Below are 17,984 nucleotides of genomic sequence, written 5' to 3'. Positions count from 1 at the left end.
AGTTAAAAATTAGTTAAGTAGTATATTGATATGAGTAAACATATAAATAATGAAGTTGTAGTAGAGGAAGAAATGAATAACGAAGGCTTAGGTACAGATTTAGCCGTTCAAACACCACCCAAGCGTAAAAAACATTTGATTCCCATTTTGGTTTTTCTTGCGCTTACGACAAGCGGTTTAGCGTTTTATTTTTACAATGAAGCAGCCGTGCTAAAAGAAGATCCAAACAAGATCGTCAGGGAAGAAACAGCCAAGTTGGTTGCTCAAATTTCCAAACTTATCATATTGCCCGAAGGAGAAACGCCGACTGTTGCCACTGTTTCAGATCCGGAAAAATTAAAAGACCAGCAATTCTTCGTGAAAGCAAAAAAGGGCGACAAGCTTTTGCTGTATGCCAATGCTAAAAAAGCCATCCTCTATGACCCGGATAACAATAAAATTGTAGAAGTAGCCCCTATAAGCATAGGAAATAAGTAAAATTTTAAATTTGTTGATAAAACCGCCGCTTTTGCGGCGGTTTTGTGTTAAAATTAGCAAGTGAGCCATTACAAGGGTTTATTGGTGTTAATAATATTGTTTTTGGTATTTCTAATCCCTGATTTTGTCTCGGCCGAAATTTCTATTGGCGCGAGTTTATCTTCCGATAATTTTAGGATTTTGGACTCACAACATTCGATTTTCGGCGGTACAGCTTCGTCAAGCTCGTCAAGTTTTATTTTGAGAGCAACGGTCGGCGACTTAGCCATCGGCAGTTCTTCAATTACTAACTTTGGTTTGAGAAGTGGGTTTTTGTATTTTCCGAAAGTAACAGCTCCAATATTGCATACTGCTTTAAAGGGGAATGCCGAAGCTTTTCTTTCTTGGACACCGGCTTCGGCATCCCAGGGTTTTTCTGTTGGTGGATATAATGTTTGCACAAAATTAACTTCAGGCGGAACTTATTCGTGCCAAAACGTAGGGAATGTTATTTTCTATCAAAAATCAAGTTTAACTAATAACTCCGATTATACTTTTAAAATTGAAACAAAAGACGGGGTGGGCAATGTTGTCGCTACCTCTAATGAAAAAAGTGTTACTCCCGTCTCAAGTAGCATAGCAGAAGCGGCCAATGCCTCTACTTTTAATGTGGCCACCAGAAATGCTCTTACTTTAACCAACAGCGGCGGTACGACCGCTGTTCTTGATTTTCCTCAGAACTTCTACACACAGACGGTTCAACTCGTCGCAAATTCTTTTCCAAATAGTTATTTTGCTTCCAGCAAACCGGCGCCTTCCCAAAAAAACTTTGTCGGCAAAACATACGACTTTAACATTTTTCATCCAAGTACCGGAGACCAGATAAGCGCCATTTCTATTCCGGCTACCATTACTCTTAGTTATTCCAGTTCGGATGTAAGCGGTATTACAGAAAGCTCCCTTGCGCCTTATCGTTGGGGATCCAGCGACTCCTCATGGCAACTGGTTAGCGGAGCGACAATTAATACAACCAATAAAACAATTACTTTTTCTACTGCTAATTTTAGTTCATTTGCCATTTTTGGAACCACGGCGGCTACACCGACGCCCACACCGGCTTCGAGTGGCGGAGGCGGAGGTGGCGGCGGCGGGTCTATACTTGCAACAGCGGCTGTGGAGTTTGGGGGTTTTGCTTACCCGTCGGCAGTTATTAATTTTTTGAAAGACGGATCTAATGCCGGTGCGACTACGGCTGACAGTAGCGGCAAATTCAGCTTTATTTTATCGGGGTTATCAGCGGGTGGTTATAACTTTGGATTTTGGGCGCAAGACAAAACCGGCCGGCGTTCGGTAACCTTTACTAAGCGGGAAATTTTGACAAGCGGTTCTATCGCAAAAGTGTCCAATATTGTTTTGCCGCCGACAATCAGTTTAAATAAAACCTCCGTTAACCTAGGAGAGCAATTGACCGTTAGCGGGTCTTCCGTGCCCGATTCCCAAGTCAGAGTGAGCGTCGTATCAGAACCAAAAGATTATATTACCAAATCGTTGTTGAACGGAGATTATTCACAGGTTTTTTCTACTATCGGTCTGGAGAAGGGTATTCATACTGTTAAAACCAAAACCGAAGTTTTAAAAACCGGTGATGAATCCATTTTTTCCCAGCTGGTGACTTTTGGAATCGGCGTTGCGGTTCCGCAAAAAGAATGTTCCCGCGACGCCGATATTAATAGTGACGGAAAAATTAATCTAATAGACTTTTCTATTATGGCTTACTGGTGGAAAAGAACAGTTCCCGAAGGTTCTAATGTTGACTTGAACTGTGACGGACTTTTGAACTTAGCCGACTTTAGCATATTAGCATTCCATTGGTCCGGATAGAGTCAGATAGATTACTTCTGAACAAAAATGTTTAAAAAATATTTAATTTTTTTACTACTTTCTACTTTCTACTTACTATTCTCTAATTTTGCCTCGGCGGCCAAATTATATTTTTCTATCCCGGGCGAAATTGAGGCCGGTCAGATTTTTTCAGTTAAGGTTCTGATAAATCCGGAAGAATTTATAAATGCCATAGAAAGTAAAATCAAATTTGACCCAAACCTGCTTGAATATAAAGATTTTTCTGATGCCAATTCGCTGATAAATTTATGGGTTGATAGGCCAGCCTTAATCGGAAAAGATACAATTAAATTTTCAGGTATTATACCCGGAGGAGAGGGACCAACCACTGATAAGGAAGATAAAATTATTGATTTATCATTTTTGGCCAAGAAAACAGGAGAAGCTCGGATATTTTTCGAAGATTTTAAGGTTTATTTGCACCAAGATGGAGGCCAGGAGGCGCCGGTTACCACGGGGATAGCGGCTGTTAATATTCTTGAAGCTGGCGACCAAGAGATAATCAAAACACGAATTGTGGATTTTTATGCGCCCGAAAAGTTTGAGATACTCATAACCAAAAACGAGAATTTATTTGATGGCGCCAGAGTTGCCGTTTTTTCAGCCCAAGACAAGGGAAGTGGCATTAGCCACTATGAAGTTAAGGAAAAAACTCTTGGTTTGTTTGGTCAGTGGCGTGAAGCAGACAGTCCTTATGTTTTGCGGCATTTGTATCCGTTTAGTATAATAGAGATAAAAGCCGTGGATAAAGTAGGGCTTGCAAGAATTGAGAAATTCGTCCCCCACGGATTTGCATATTTGGCAATTGGCACGCCGACTTTTTTGGTTATTTTATTTTTTTCATTTTTAACACGGTTAATACGAAGAGCAAAAAAATTAATAAAAAATAACAAAAGATTCAGATAGTAGGCTATCAATTTTAACTTTGGAGGGGTTAAAAATAAAATTTAAAAAGCAGTGGGCAATTCCAGCAATTTCTTTGCTTTTGTTTCTGTTTCCCTTTTCTTTAGCGCGAGCCGCGACGCTTTTTATATCTCCAGGTTCGGGAACTTATAATAATGGGAGCAACTTTAGTGTTTCTATCAGGATTAATAGCGCCGGTGTTTCAATTAACGCCGCTGTAGGCATACTAAAATTTAATCCTGCTGAACTCGCGGTTACGTCTCTTACGAGGACTGGTTCTATTTTCAGTCTCTGGGTGCAAGAACCCGATTTTTCCAATGCGCTGGGAACGATAAATTTCGGCGGCATTGTTTTTAATCCTGGATATACGGGAACATCAGGCAATATTCTTACTATAAACTTCAAGGCAAAGGCGGTGGCAACTACTCAAGTTTCTTTTTCATCCGGCGCGGTTTTAGCCAATGATGGGCAGGGTACGAATGTTTTATCATCGTTAGCGGGCGGAGCTTATGTTTTAAGGGCAATATCGGTATTACCAAAGGTAACACCGGTATCGCCGCAGGCATCGTCTCAAGCAACGCCCAAAATAGTCACAACTCCCGCTCCTGTTTCAGCGGAGCAGTTGATTATTACATCGTCTACCCATCCAGACCAGTTAAAGTGGTATTCAAATAATAACCCAATTTTCAAATGGGATTTGCCGGTAGATACCGGCGAGGTCATTTTGGTTTTGAGCCGAAGAAACAATTCCCCGCCGATAATAAGCTATGATCCTCCGATTTCAGAAAAAGTTCTGGATGATGTAGGAGAGGGCGAATTTTATTTTAACGCCCGTGCGAAAACACCAGCGGGATTAGGTCCCGTAACTTCGTTTAAGTTTAACGTTGATACCCAAAAACCCGCAGATTTTAAAATAACCAGATTGGATGTGGCGGACTTAACCAACCCGCAACCCAGACTCGCTTTTGATACTTCAGACGGTACATCTGGTATTGATAGATATGAAATGAAAATCGGTGAGAGTGACTGGTTAAAAATAGAACCGGGGTTGGCCGGATTATATAAAATGCCTTTGCAATTGCCAGGGGTGCGCAAGATTATCATAAGAGCTTTTGATAAAGCAGGGAATTATTCAGAATCTGACTATCAAATGGAGATTCAATCAATAGAGCCGGTGATTTTAAATCAAATAGAAAAGCCGCAAGTTAAAATAGGCGAAACCATTACTATAAATGGAAAAGCCAAGCCCAACCAAAAAGTTCGGGTTGCCATCAGGGTCAACCCGGAATACATACTGGAAACGCACGCCGATGCCAATGGATATTGGCAGGTTGAGTTTAAGCCGGAACGAGGAGGTCGCCACGAGGTGACGGCGCAGGCGGTTGATGACAGGAGTGCCATTTCTATTGATTCTAACCGAGTATCATTTAGGGTAAAATCCGGGTCTTTTACCGAACTAATTTTTGACTTTTTGACAAAGATATTCGGCGGCTTCATTAACTTTATTAAAAATGAATGGCTTTTGGTTTCCTCTATTTTGATTATTGCGCTCATTTTTGTCGCGACAAAAAAGGAGATTCTAGCTACTGGGCATGAAGTTAAGAGTTATTTAATTAAAAAATATCGTAAAAAAAAGAAATTAAATAAAAAAAGCAAAACCGACTGGATACACAAAAAAGAGATGATTGAAATATTGCTAAGCATTCTGGTGTTTGTAATCATTATGCTATTTTCTAACTGGCTCTTGGGCTTGTGGTATTCTTATTCAACTGATAAACAAATTATTCAACTAAAGACTGTTTTTTCCGAGGAACTCAAATACATTTCTGACCAAAGAGAGGAGATTGTCTCTTCAGGAGTTCTTAACGATGCCCTGAAGGCAGGCGATACGCTGGAGCTTCTCTCCATCGTGCAAGCTGAAGCAAAAGAAAGGGAACTTAGTTTTATTGCCGTAACTGACAAGGACGGATTTGTGCTTGTTCGTTCACATTTGCCGGATCAACGCGGAGATAATGTTTTTCAAACCACTATCCAAGGAAGGCGGGTGGCTAAAGGTGAAACGGTTACTGAAATCGTCCGTGGGGTCAAAAATCCCCTGGCCGCAATAAGCAACTCCCTTATTTTAGAAGATGACAAAGTTATCGGCGCTATTGTTCTGGGAAACTTATTTAACAATTCTTATGCCGTACGGTTTCAGGACAAGTATTTGAAGAATGGTTCGCATGTTATTTTTTATACTCCAGAGGAGGGTTTAATCAGCACAAGCTTAAAGGATAAGGATACTATTTTTATACTGAATAGCTTTTTCTCGGTTGGTTCCGACCTAATTGCCAAACAAGTTCCTAAATTTGCCAAAGAACTTAAAATAAGCGAGGAATATTACATTGTCAGCAATATCGTATTTCCGGGAATTGAGGGAAGCCCCGGCGGAACGATTATTCTTTTTCCGACCAGCCACAATTTCTATAGCATTGTTTTGGCCGGTTTTATGGCGCTTGCTTTTCTTGCGATTTTCATATATTTATCTTTTTTCCTGAGTGTTTTCCATCATAGGCATCGGATTCCAACTATTTTAATTATAACCCTGACTTTATTTTCCGTGATGTATTTTATCAGTTACAACAAACTGGACCGCATTTCTATAAAATTAGAAAGAGCGCCGTATTCTATCTATAATTCTACGATTAAATTTGAACCTGAAGCGGATATCATTAACCAATTTGTTGAAAAAAACATTGCCATAAAGGTGCTTACCGGTGGAGAAATTATCAATGTCGTGAGCGCGGTAATAAAATATGACCCGAGCGTGTTTGAAATAGTTGATATTTTGACGGCCAATTCCTTGTGCGATCCCGGACTTTTTTTGGAAAAAGATATTGATAATGCGGCGGGAACGGTAACAATTGTTTGCGGCGTTCCTAATCCCGGATTTTCCGAACCGTCCGGTACGGTAGCCGAGCTTGTAGTGCAGCCGTTAACTGTGGGCGGGGCTTCGCTTAAATTCGCCGAAGGGACGCAAGTTCTTGCCAATGACGGCTTGGGGACCGATGTGCTTAGGGCGGCAAGTGACGCTTTTTACAGTATTACCCGACAAGGATTAACCAACGCGAGCATTAATGAAATAATACCCATATTTTCACCAAGCCATCCCAACAGCAATCGCTGGTATCATAAAAAAGATATTCAGCTGGCTTGGCCGTTGCTTGAAGGCGGCGTTTATCACTATGCGTTGAATCAAACCCCGGACTTTATACCGGGCAAAGCCGTTTCAACTTCGGACAATTTTCTTAACATCTCCATTGATGAAGACAGCATATACTATTTTCGTCTCCAGGCAGAAGACACCGATGGCCGTCTCGGGCCGGTTTCCCAATTCAAAATTATGATTGATTCAACGCCGCCGGCACCGCCAGTAATAAAGGCGAGTTCTTTGTCGGTGAAAATCGGCGAGACTGTGAGATTTAAATTCAGTGTGGGTTTCGAGGAAATTGTTCAGCCGGTTGTTTATTTTAAGATTGATGATGGAATATTTTTTCCTGTTGCTTTGGAGTTGCTTGTCCCGTTTTTTGAGTCGGGAAAGCATAAAATAACTGCCAGAGTTTTTGATCTGGCCGGTAATTTCAGCGATTCCAGTTTGGAAATACAAGTTACGGGGGGGGGGGGGTTAAAAGACAAAGCGTTAGATATTTTTGGAAATTTCTGGAATTTTTATAAATAAGTCATAGGGGCAACTGTCAATTTTTGCCGAGACACCTCGGCTTTTGTTTTTCATCAAAGATTACAAACCCCAAGCCGATACCAATCGGCAGTTTTTATCGGTCGTAAATTTCTAAGACAAAGTGCTAGTCCGACGGGTTTTCCGGTGAAGGCGCGTGGGTTTTGTGCCTGTTCGCGTAGCGGCCAGCAAAACGCGCGCGCGGAGCCGGTAGATAAATCCTATTGCTAATTAAGTTTGTAATTTTTGTGGGTGGCGAGTGCTGTGTTGCATATCCCCAATTTTTTTGTTATTATTTTCAGCATGCCTGAAGTAAACAATACAATCAGTTTTTTGCCGGCCTATGAGGATATGGTAAGGGCGGGGATGCATTTTGGGCGCAAGAAGACGATTTTCCACCCAAACATGAAACCGTACATCTATACCCTGAAAGATAATATCTATATATTAGATTTGATCAAAACAACAGATTCGCTCGTTAAGGCGGTGGATTTTTTAAAGAAAGCCATGGCAGAAAGCAAGATGATTTTATTTGTTGGTTTGACCAAACAATCTGCCGACTCGATTAAAACAACAGCCGAGACATTGGGTATGCCGTATGTAATCAACCGCTGGCTTGGGGGCACTTTGACAAATTTCAAAACAATTACCGGTAGGATTAAATATTTGGAAGAACTTGAAAAAAAACAAGCCGAAGGCGGTTTTGACAAGTTTACTAAAAAAGAAAAGGTGTTAAAAGAAAAAGAAATCGCAGGCCTGAAGTTGAAATTCGGCGGTATCCGCAAACTGTCACGTATTCCCGACATAATTTTTATTACCTCGCTTAAGGAGAGCCAATTGCCAGTTCATGAAGCCAAAAGAGCAGGTGTTAAAGTCGTTGGCATAGTTAATACCGATAGTGACCCCAAACTGATCGATTATCCTATCGGGGCCAACGACAATTCCAAGAAATCAGTAGAACTCATATTGGAAGCAATATGCAAGGGCGTCACTAATCCTTAATTAACCCAATTATGTATGTCCCATGTAGAACTATTAAAAGAACTTCGTGATTCAACAGGCCTGTCTTTTAACGAGATAAAAAAAGCTCTGGATGAATCCGGCGGGGATAAGGCGCGAGCTTTGGAGGTATTAAAGGCACATGGCGTTAAGGTGGCTGAAAAAAAGGCATTGCGTACTACCGGACAAGGATTAGTTGAGGCCTATATTCATTCCAACAAAAAAGTGGGTGTATTGTTGGAACTTTTGTGCGAAACGGATTTTGTGGCGCGAAATCCCATGTTCAGTGAACTGGCCCACGAGGTGGCGATGCAGGTTGCGGCAATGGATCCGCAAGACGGCCCCGAGCTTTTAAGCCAGCCATATATTCGCGATCAAGATGTTACCGTTGAAGAATTGATAACTCAATATATAGCTAAACTCGGGGAGAACATAAAGATAGGTAAGTTTTGCCGACTGCAACTCTAAACATGTTTTTTTTCATTCCATTTGGTATTTTTATTTTCTCTATAGTCTCTATCGGCTGGATTATAAGCCGAAAGTTCGTTTATCTTAAAAAACTTACCCCCGAAGTGGTTGAGAGTGTTGTGCCGGAACAGTCTGGTTTTTGGGCTGAATTTTTTCCGGTGCCCACTGCCTATATTCAGAAAGTAGATTTAAGGCAATATCGTCTTAATTTTCTTGCTGAATTTGAAAAATTTTTGAGGAAATTAAGACTATTTTCGCTAAAACTTGACGCGGTCACCAATCGGTTAATCAATAGGGTTCGCAAATCAGTGATGCATCACGAGAGCGTGATAAGTAGCGAAGCGGCCGCCCAGGCCGAACAAGAAGTCAGGATTAGTAGCGACAGTGGCAGGGGAGTAGATTTAGAAGAGCAAGAACATAAGTTGATTCTTGAAATAGCAACAAATCCAAAGGACGCTGGGCTTTATAAAAAATTAGGCAATATATATATGAAAATGGAGGAGTGGCACGATGCAGTTGAGTCTTTTAAAAAAGCCGCAGAACTTGATCCGGAGGACGAAACAACTCGGAACAAACTCACACGACTCTTAAAAAAATTGGAAAAGTTGCCGATCTAGCTCAACGGCAGAGCAACGCTTTTGTAAAGCGTAGGTTCCGAGTTCGAATCTCGGGGTCGGCTCCATCGGTTGGCCAAAATAGGGGGTGTACTCAAGCAGTCAACGAGGGCAGACTGTAAATCTGCTGGCCTTGTGCCTACGTAGGTGCAAATCCTACCGCCCCCACAGATAGAGTCCAGAAACATAACTACCTACGGCGATTATGTTTCTGGACTTGCTGCGAAGCAGCAGATTTGCATCAAGTTCGCTTTTAGCGAATACGGTGCATGGGAATTTTTATAACGCTTTGCCGTGCTATTCGCACAAGGCAAAGCTAAAATTCCCGTTGAAAACCAAGCAGTTGGTTTTCAACGCTACCGCCCCCACAGAATAAAAATAAAGTTAAAAAATGTTGATAAAAAAGGCCGTTGGCCTCACACCTACTTAGCTTTATGTATTATTTTTATGTTTTGAAAAGTAAAAAAGATGGCCAATTATACTTTGGCTATACCCACGATCTTACGTTAAGATTCCAACAACACAATTTTGGTTTGGTTAAAGCCACAAAGTTGAATATTCCTTGGTGGCTGATATACTATGAAAGTTATTATTCGCAAGGAGATGCCAAGCATAGAGAATATAGTATAAAATTGAGAGGAAACGCATACCTGCAACTTAAAAGGCGAATTAAGAATTGTGTTGTTGAAGCTAAGTAGGTGTGAGGCCGTTGTAGCTCAGTGGAAGAGCAACTCCATGGTATTATGCCAGCGTAGCTTAGTGGTAAAGCACTCCCATGGTAAGGGAAAGAGCGTCGGTCCGATTCCGACCGCTGGCTCCAAAGTTAATAATAAACAATATGTCCCAAGATAACCTAATAAAATTAAAGTGCAGCATCTGCAAGCAAGTCAATTATTTTTCTACGAAAAATAAGAAACTGGTTACGCGGACAATCGAAATGAAGAAATTCTGCAAGTTTTGCAGAAAGCACGTGATGCACAAAGAAACAAAAAAATAGTGCCTTAAGCACTATTTTGGGGGCGTCGTTCAATGGCAGGACTACGGTCTCCAAAACCGTCAATTCCCGTTCGAGTCGGGACGCCCCCGCCTTCGCCCACCTAAGCGGGCTACGGCGGGTAAAACCCGCTTCTAGACCGCGAAGGAAGGACCCAACCAAAAACCCCGTTATCGGGGTTTTTGGTTGGGGATTGCTAGAGCTAGTTTTTTAATTTAATATTAGCCGACAATGTTGTTTTAAAATTTGAGAGGTACAAAATGCCGAAACTTTTTATTTTTGATTTGGACGATACTCTGATGTGGAATGAATATACCTATAGTTTGGCGACCATTGAATTTCTGCAATATATTTTGGAAATTTTTCAACATAGAGCGCCTTTTGCCGGCGATATTGCGCAAATGATCGCGGAAACCAGCCATCGTTTATTAAAAGAAAAAAATCCAACCACTGGTTTGCCGTATGGGTTTTCCATTAACAGATTTCCGGACACATTGGTTCAAAGTTATAGGACACTTTGTGAAAATGGCTGGGGCGAGTACCAAGACCGTCATGCTAATCATATACACAATATAGGCATGCGATCTTTTGATGAGGAACTATATCTAAAACAAGGCATGGTGCCTGGCGCCATTGAAGTTATTAATTTTTTGCAAGACAAAGGCGATATCCTGGTTTTGCTAACTAAGGGCGATCCACGTGTACAGGAAAGGAAAATCAAAGCGCTTGATCTTGGCCATTGGTTCAAAGAAATTAAAGTTGTTGACGGTAAAACAAAGGAAATGTTTAAGCAATTTACGAATGGCCATTCCGCGGAGACCGTATATAGCGTCGGTAATTCATTCTCTTCAGACATACGTCCGGCGCTGGATGCTGGATGTTCTGCTATTTTTATTCCATGTTTTACATGGCGAGCCGAAAGCATTGATGTGGATCAACTAACCGAATCAGAGAAAAAACGTTTGTTTGAGATTAAAAATATTTCAGAGATTGTAGAAATTTATAATAATTTAAGGGGGTGAATAATGCCAGTAGTTAATCTAGAACAGGTAAAAAAAGTTTCAAAGCTACTCAAAAACTTGCCGGATAATGGAAATGGCCTGAACTTCTATAGTTTCCAAAAAGATGGCGAAGAAATTATTGCTTCTGATATGTACCCGCCGCTTAATCATCCGCAGGCAATAAATTTTTTCTTTTTTGTCTGTGTGCATCAATTCGGATTTTGGTATGGAGATGAATGTGGTTATCTTGAACCTCTTTTCGGGACGATAAACGGCAAAAATGCTAAGGGTTCAGATTTGTTATGGAAAGCGTCAATGCGTGCGATTGAGCAAGATCCTGAATGTTTTGAACCGAAAAAACTGGCTGTTATTAGCCCGCAGGATTTGGCCCGCAAAATTTTGGCTGACGACAACGGACCTATTTTGTTTCCAGATTTTGAGACTAGATTCCAATTAACCCGAGCTTATGGGCGTTGGTTTCAAAAAAGAAGCTCTAAAAATCCGCTGGGATTAGTTCAGTTCAGTAATTGCAGCAAAAACTCATTGGGTAAATTTCTTGAAATAATGCGGGAAGTGCCTGGTTACAATGAAGATAACCTTCAAAAGAAAAACCTACTTCTTGCTATGACTTTGGCAAATCGGCCCGAAAAATGGTTAGAAGTTAAAGATACACATAATTGGCGGCCGATTGTTGATTATCACCTCATGAGATTGGCTTTGCGGCAAGGATTGGTTGAGCTTGACGGTCACGAAAGAAAACAAAATGAAGCTAGAAAGTGGACCAATTGGACAACCGAGGGATCCATTCGGCAATTAGTTTACGAGGCCATGGAATTGATTATAAAAGAATCAGGCAAACCAATGTCTTTTGTGGATGAAAATTATTGGAATGGCCGACGTTATTGTCCAGAGATGGAAGTTCCAGAATGCCGGAAATGTTTGTTTGACCCTGCTTGCAAGAAGCGGATTAAACTTTTCCAGCCGATACAAAGAACCACCTCGTATTAAAAAAATTTGAAATAGCCCCCGTTAGTGGGGCTTTTAAATTTTAAATTTTTATATTTTTCTACAGGGTCTTGCCGAAATCTTAACGTTTGCTAGTATAATTTAATCGGTACATTAAAAATTTATATGGAGTGTAAATGACCACGAAAGCTGTTGTACAAAAGGGTGCAAAGATAGGCTTGATATCAAGAATCGATTACGGTTCCAAGGGGTTTAGGCAGTCATTGCTGGACATGGCGTTTAACATTTTTAGAAAAGAAGGAACGCATTTTAATATCCTTGGCGCGGGTCTGATTTCCCAGAAAGATATTACCCAAGAGATGAAAGCATACGTAAAGCAGGAACTTAATGGACATAAAAAAACCGGTGCAGAACGTTTTGCCGCAAAACAAGACTTAGAAGATAAGTTCTTAATTAAAATTGCCCAGCAACTGGCTAAGATAATTCCTATTACTACCGTGCCAGACCCCGAAAATATTAACAAAGAAAAGAAAATTGACCTGTTCATAATTACGAGTCCTGCATTTGATGGAGTATTGGGTGAAAGAGTTGCCCAGTTTTTGTCTGAAATACGAGACGACATACGAGTTTGGAATGCCGGTGGAGATCGTTTTCCGGTTAAGTTTGTTAATAAGTTGGTTTGGGCTTTGACTCCGCAAAAAGCGGTATGGATGCGTGGCGATTACTACAGCACGGCTGTCGAGAGAGTAATCAAGGACAAAAGAAAACAAACCTCACAAAGCTCCCCGGATCTTTTTATCGTTTTCGGATTTGGGTCTAGCATTCATAAGCCCAAAGGAGAACTTGAATATCAGTATTTATCAGTGCCGGTTTGTCACAGGCTGGAAGAAACAAGGGTTTCAGAAAATCAAATAGGTGTCGGAGTCCTTGAGTTTCCACCGGATGCGAGCGAGCATCTTTACAGAGTATATAATTTTAAAGATTTGGTCAGTAAAGAGCTAAGTTTTGTTGTTGCCCCTGAACATGCCACTACTATTGAGAAAAAAATAATTGATGTTATTAAATCTCGCGGTTGGGCTACGCGCGGTATTTTGCAGAATGATCTTAGATTGCCACTGGAAGATATCAATGAAGCTCTGAAGAGCTTAACTAAAAAGAAAACATTTCGCAGAAAAGGTGAAAACTGGCCCGGTATTTATTATCAAGAAGCCGGTAAAAAACATTATTTTGATTTAACATATATTCAAGAAAAATTAAAATATGCCGTTCCTGTCGGCCCCTGGCAAGAAGACAGGATTGTGAATTTTGCTTGTATGCATGCTGGTTCGGTTGAAACCGATTACCACTTTTTTGTAAATAGGGTTCCGGAAATTATTCTTAGCTCCGGAGCGACCACTCTAATTGATGCCGGGGACACAAAAGAAGGAACGCGGCACAATTTAATGTCCAAGGGCGAAATTATTGCCGGAATGAACAATACACAACAAGAAAAATTCGCAGCTCATATGGTAGGTATGGTCATAGCAAAAGTATTTAAAGAAAGATTTTCCGTGGCAGTTAAGGACCAAGAAAAAATAAGCGACGCATTAATTGCAGACTTGGTTAATCGTTGCCTGATTCGTTTTGTCTATATTCTTGGTAATCACGACACGTGGGAAGCTGAAGACGGTCATGACCCACTTGAACTTTTCCACATTACACTGGCTAAATTTCTGACCAAAGAAATTTATAACTATCTTTTGTCTCAAAAGTTGCCGCCATGCACAAGTTTAGATGTATTGGTTGAGAATAAGATTGAGAGAAAAGAGTATTTTAGTTTGCCGTCTGGACTGAAAGTTTCAATCCAGCATCCATATATGGCAAGAGCTAAGACAACCTCTTTGAGGCCGCAGGAGATGTTAGTTTTTGCCAAATCCAGCAGTTGTCAGATTGTTATTGGGGCCAACTTCCATGTTAGCGAGATGGTGTGTGAGTGGGACATGGATTTAGGACAAAGAGTGTGCCAACAAATCGGCACTATAAAACACGGTTCTCATTTTGAGAGACATAAAATGAAACAGGTAGATCAGGGAATCGGATTTTTGAGAATAATTTCGAAAGATGGCAAGGTTTTTATGACAGAGAGCGCATTTTATGGTGGCGCGAAATCTCAGCCGGTAGATAATCTAGATCTCGTGAACTCTTTTATTCAAAGTTTGGGTATTGTGCCAATCGTAAACTTAAAGAAATAAAATAACCGAGCATAGCTCGGTTTTATATTTGGTAAATTTGATTAACTTTTTGATCGCGGGTCGTTGGTATAGTTAATGCCAAGATGTTGTGGGATAAATGGCATGGGATAAGCATCGCCGATTGTAGTTCGATAGATTATTTTTTTATTTTCACTGTAGCCCAGCAGTTTAACGCCAGGATTGTATTGGCCATTTCTATCAAAACAATTTTCGGCAATGATCTGGAGGCAGTGACCACAAGCGGGACAGAAATCGGCAGGGGATAGATTGGCTGGTAATTTTTTCAAATCGTTCAGTAGTAACGGCCAGGGTACTTCTTTTCCTTCTGGCGCTCCTACGACCGCCATGCCCATGATGCTGTGAGGACCCAAGGCAGCGACCATGCCATCCACGGCATTTTGTTCTGCATGACTGGTTTGTGTCCAGCTAACTCTTTCAACATTGCATCCATCAAAAAACTTTCCTTCAAGAGTCATAAGAGAACAGCCAACCCAATAATGAGAGTATGGGGCTTGGGCATGAAGCCTTACTCTGCGGGCGCGACTTATTAGCATTTGTTCGCCGGCAGTTAGTTCTCCAAAATCCAATAATTCTATTTTGATTTCGGCGCTGATTATTTTCATCTCATCCTCTTTTTAAATGTTCTAATGTTTTTTTGTTAGTTTAATATAGACTCACTTAAAAATCAAATGCCGCATTTAGCGGCATTTGATTTTAGTAAGTAAAAATTTTTATAAAACTTCTATTTTTAGTTTACGTGGTTCATCGGGACGAAGTTTGGCAACTGCCGTGCGAGGAGACTTATTGTCTTCTATGCCTTTCATCAAAAACTCAACGTCCTCAATCTTGTAAACGCGGTAGTTATTTACGGGATTGCGATGAGCGACAAGAGCTCCTTTTTTGTCCCAGTTGCGAACCGTCAAGGGGGTAACACCAAAAATTTTAGCGACCTCATTTACCGTCAAATATTTTTTTGGCATAAGTCTCAATGACCAGCGACTAGTGACTAGCGACTTGGATTTTGAGTCGGTAATCAATGATTGCCAGCAATTTTTTTTAGGACTTTTTATAAAACTTTTAGTAGTAAGGTTTAGATGACTTTAGAAACTTAATTATAGCTTTTACTTAAAGTAGCGGTCAATGTGGATAACTTTAATATAAATTTTAAATTTTAAACTTTAAATTTTAAGTAATTAAGAATTATAGAGCCATTTGGGCAATTCTTAATTGCATAGTTATCAACAAAATAATAAAGCAGGGCTTTATAATTTATATGTCAGCTATCTATCCGATAACATATCGGATAGTGAAAAAACTTTTGATATGTTCAAACGGTAAAATAAACAAGAAAATAGCCGGGCCCCGATGTAATCGGGGCCCGGCGGAACGTGTCCTTCACCCAAAGAAAACTTTGGGCTTCAGACTTTTTAATTATATCATTTTTCAACTCAATTTTCTATGACAGAAAATCAGTTCACAACCAAACCGCCAAAACAATTCGTTACACTTGCGGAAGCGGCCAAGGGCTCACCTTATTCGCAGGAGTATTTGAGTTTGCTTGCACGTAGAGGAAAACTTTTTTCACAAAAAGTTGGGCGCAACTGGTATACGACCAGAGAAGCTGTGCGCGAGTATTTAAACAAGCAAGGATTAACGGTGATTATTTCAAAGGATCAAATTGGCGCCTCCCATCAAGGAAAAATTTCACGTCCGATAATTATCGGTGCCGAAGCGCTTTTTCATACAAAAAAAGACGAAGAGCTAGAACTCGGTGAACAGCATGAAACCAAAAGCAAAATACTTGAAGAATTTGAGAAACTAAACGTTGTTGTGAAAACTCCGGCACCGGAACAAACACAGAAAAAGATTTTTCAAGTATCCACACCAGCGCGTATCAGCCCGATGCAACTTGGTGTGACCGCGGAAACACCCCCGCATCTTCGCCCCGAATCACAACCCATAGTGCCAGCGCTTTCTCTAGAAATTGAAAAGTCACTTAACAGAATATCCCAAAATTTGAATGTGATTTCGCAATTGCAAAAAGCTCAACTGGAAAAACCTTTGTTACCGCAGGTAGTCCGTGGACTGTCTCAAGAACAGAATGAGTTTTATGAAATTGAGTCGCAGTCGTTGTTACATAAAATGCACCGGCTTAATCACTTGGGTAGCGCAACTTTTAGCAGTTCTAAGAAAGCAATAAGCATTACGATTGCCGCGCTTGTTTTACTTTTCCTGATTGGCGGGGGTTTTAGCTTTGGGAATGTTGACGTAGTGGCTTTGCGCGTCAAAGATTTTTTTAAAAACGCCGATACCATTCAGGGACATTTTGCCGGTACTCATGCTAATGAGGTTTTACTTTTGGATAAAGAGGGAAAAGTTTCAATCTACGGCCATATTGAAACACAGGGACAACTGCGCTCATTCGTGCCGGACGGGGTGGCGCCAATCATTGTTGATTCAACTACACTCGTCGAGAATCTAAACGCCGAGTATCTTGATGGTCTAGCTTCCAAAGATTTCACCCTCGCCTTTGTTACAAAAAACGGAAACATTACTTACGACAACGTTTTTCTTGAAGGAAATGTAGAAGTTGGCAAAACTCTTACCGTGAAGGGTGCGACCAAACTTTTGGACTCACTTTCCGTTTATGGCAAATTGGGCGTTTTTTCAGAAGCGGTTTTTAGCAAAGACGTCCAACTAACCGGCGGTAACTTAAAAATTGATAAAGGTAATCTTCAACTTGCTTCCGGTACGATTGAAATTAACAACAGGACAATGGTGCGCAATCTTAACGCAGAATTGTTGCAGGGTTTTCGTCCGTCAGATTTTACGCTTGATTTTGCGGTTGAAAACGGCAACGAGACGAATAACATCGCTTTTTTCAACGGCGGTCTTTACGGCGGCGATGGCGCTTTTTCATCGCTTGGTGTGGCTGGCGATGTTTCCATTGGTAATGAAAACGAAAAAGATAATTTTGTAGCCATATTTTCAAAAAAGTTTTCCCTGGATAGGTCAGGTAATTTAACGGCAAGCGGTACAATTGCAGGTAGCAGATTGTCGGCCGGAAGAGTGGTTTCAGACCTGATTCCTTCCGGTTCTTTTGATCTTGGTTCAAGCGCCAGGCCATGGGATGAGCTGGTTGTAACCAGCGCAAGCTTCGGCAACACGATATTTACCGGAAATATTGATTTGGCCGGTACCACAAGTTCTTCCTTTGTTATTAACACAGACAATACCAGTTCCGATTCCGAAAATTCGTATCTTGCTTTTGAGCGAGGTCTTGTCACGCCAAATGCTAGATTATTTTGGAATGCGGCCAGCAACCAGTTTGAGTTTAATGAACCCCTCAAAATTGCCAGTAGCAATTTTGAGGTAGTGGGTTTTGCCTCTGTTTCCAGCGACTTGTATGTATTGGGAAATGTCGGCATCGGTAATATCTCTCCTGACGCTAAACTTGATGTAACAGGCAACATCTTGGCTTCCGCATCTGGCAATGTTGACTTGACTTTACTCTCCGTTACCGAAGATGATGCCAAATTCACATTGAGGACAACAGCAGTTGCCAATAACACGGCACGCTTGGACATACTCGGTTCCGCTTCCCAGGTGTTTATGTCTATCGCCTCATCGGGCAACGTGGGAATAGGGACGACGGCGCCTACCGCAAAATTACACGTGGTTGGAAGTACGATTGATACAACCCCGAATGTAGAGGGAGTACAAATAGGTGAAGAT

15 protein-coding genes and 4 tRNA genes are annotated in these 17,984 nt (G+C 41.0%); 17 read left to right on the top strand and 2 right to left on the bottom strand.

Annotated features, from left to right (window positions below; all coding sequences use genetic code 11):
• Nucleotides 1-30 precede the first annotated feature (30 nt).
• The 16 genes from HYT61_03390 to HYT61_03315 all read left to right on the top strand — a co-directional run bounded on the left by HYT61_03390 (nt 31) and on the right by HYT61_03315 (nt 14,249).
• A complete protein-coding gene (locus tag HYT61_03390; GenBank protein MBI2063248.1) occupies nt 31-477 on the top strand; it encodes a hypothetical protein in 447 nt (148 codons plus the stop codon).
• Nucleotides 478-579: 102 nt separating this feature from the next.
• Complete coding sequence (locus tag HYT61_03385) at nt 580-2,337, top strand: hypothetical protein (GenBank protein ID MBI2063247.1); 1,758 nt, start codon at nt 580-582, stop codon at nt 2,335-2,337.
• Nucleotides 2,338-2,364: 27 nt separating this feature from the next.
• On the top strand, nt 2,365-3,264 hold the full coding sequence (locus HYT61_03380; protein MBI2063246.1) for a hypothetical protein: 900 nt from the start codon (nt 2,365-2,367) through the stop codon (nt 3,262-3,264).
• 19 nt (nt 3,265-3,283) lie between these two features.
• Nucleotides 3,284-6,979, top strand: coding sequence for a hypothetical protein (locus HYT61_03375; GenBank protein MBI2063245.1), 3,696 nt, complete (start codon nt 3,284-3,286; stop codon nt 6,977-6,979).
• Nucleotides 6,980-7,279: 300 nt separating this feature from the next.
• Complete coding sequence (rpsB, locus tag HYT61_03370) at nt 7,280-7,978, top strand: 30S ribosomal protein S2 (protein MBI2063244.1); 699 nt, start codon at nt 7,280-7,282, stop codon at nt 7,976-7,978.
• 15 nt (nt 7,979-7,993) lie between these two features.
• Complete coding sequence (locus tag HYT61_03365; GenBank protein ID MBI2063243.1) at nt 7,994-8,443, top strand: elongation factor Ts; 450 nt, start codon at nt 7,994-7,996, stop codon at nt 8,441-8,443.
• A 2-nt stretch (nt 8,444-8,445) separates the two neighbouring features.
• Nucleotides 8,446-9,060 (top strand): tetratricopeptide repeat protein, encoded by a 615-nt coding sequence (locus HYT61_03360; GenBank protein ID MBI2063242.1) that lies wholly within the window; start codon nt 8,446-8,448, stop codon nt 9,058-9,060.
• Nucleotides 9,051-9,125 (top strand) — tRNA-Thr (locus tag HYT61_03355). The genes HYT61_03360 and HYT61_03355 overlap by 10 nt, the downstream gene beginning before the upstream one ends.
• Nucleotides 9,126-9,141: 16 nt before the next feature.
• Nucleotides 9,142-9,225 (top strand) — tRNA-Tyr (locus HYT61_03350).
• A 266-nt stretch (nt 9,226-9,491) separates the two neighbouring features.
• Complete coding sequence (locus tag HYT61_03345) at nt 9,492-9,755, top strand: GIY-YIG nuclease family protein (GenBank protein MBI2063241.1); 264 nt, start codon at nt 9,492-9,494, stop codon at nt 9,753-9,755.
• A 47-nt stretch (nt 9,756-9,802) separates the two neighbouring features.
• Nucleotides 9,803-9,877, top strand: a tRNA-Thr gene (locus tag HYT61_03340).
• Between the two features lie 18 nt (nt 9,878-9,895).
• Nucleotides 9,896-10,054 carry a 50S ribosomal protein L33 gene (gene rpmG, locus HYT61_03335; protein MBI2063240.1) on the top strand — a complete coding sequence of 53 codons (159 nt, stop codon included), beginning with the start codon at nt 9,896-9,898 and terminating at the stop codon, nt 10,052-10,054.
• 18 nt (nt 10,055-10,072) lie between these two features.
• Nucleotides 10,073-10,143 (top strand) — tRNA-Trp (locus tag HYT61_03330).
• 168 nt (nt 10,144-10,311) lie between these two features.
• Complete coding sequence (locus tag HYT61_03325) at nt 10,312-11,073, top strand: HAD family hydrolase (protein MBI2063239.1); 762 nt, start codon at nt 10,312-10,314, stop codon at nt 11,071-11,073.
• Nucleotides 11,074-11,076: 3 nt separating this feature from the next.
• Nucleotides 11,077-12,060 carry a hypothetical protein gene (locus tag HYT61_03320; protein MBI2063238.1) on the top strand — a complete coding sequence of 328 codons (984 nt, stop codon included), beginning with the start codon at nt 11,077-11,079 and terminating at the stop codon, nt 12,058-12,060.
• A gap of 134 nt (nt 12,061-12,194) precedes the next feature.
• Nucleotides 12,195-14,249 (top strand): hypothetical protein, encoded by a 2,055-nt coding sequence (locus tag HYT61_03315; GenBank protein ID MBI2063237.1) that lies wholly within the window; start codon nt 12,195-12,197, stop codon nt 14,247-14,249.
• Between the two features lie 41 nt (nt 14,250-14,290).
• Here HYT61_03315 and HYT61_03310 read toward each other — a convergent pair whose 3' ends face one another.
• A complete protein-coding gene (locus HYT61_03310) occupies nt 14,291-14,872 on the bottom strand; it encodes a hypothetical protein (protein ID MBI2063236.1) in 582 nt (193 codons plus the stop codon).
• Between the two features lie 108 nt (nt 14,873-14,980).
• Nucleotides 14,981-15,229 carry a MerR family DNA-binding transcriptional regulator gene (locus tag HYT61_03305; GenBank protein MBI2063235.1) on the bottom strand — a complete coding sequence of 83 codons (249 nt, stop codon included), beginning with the start codon at nt 15,227-15,229 and terminating at the stop codon, nt 14,981-14,983.
• A gap of 478 nt (nt 15,230-15,707) precedes the next feature.
• Here HYT61_03305 and HYT61_03300 point away from each other — a divergent pair.
• On the top strand, nt 15,708-17,984 hold a 2,277-nt coding region (locus tag HYT61_03300), incomplete at its 3' end, for a helix-turn-helix domain-containing protein (GenBank protein ID MBI2063234.1).

Source organism: Candidatus Yanofskybacteria bacterium (genome assembly GCA_016181175.1).
Taxonomy (GTDB): Bacteria; Patescibacteriota; Minisyncoccia; order 2-02-FULL-40-12; family IGHO2-01-FULL-4-A; genus 2-01-FULL-44-17.
Note: the sequence above shows the minus strand (reverse complement) of the source record. Positions and strands in the feature narration are given on the sequence as shown.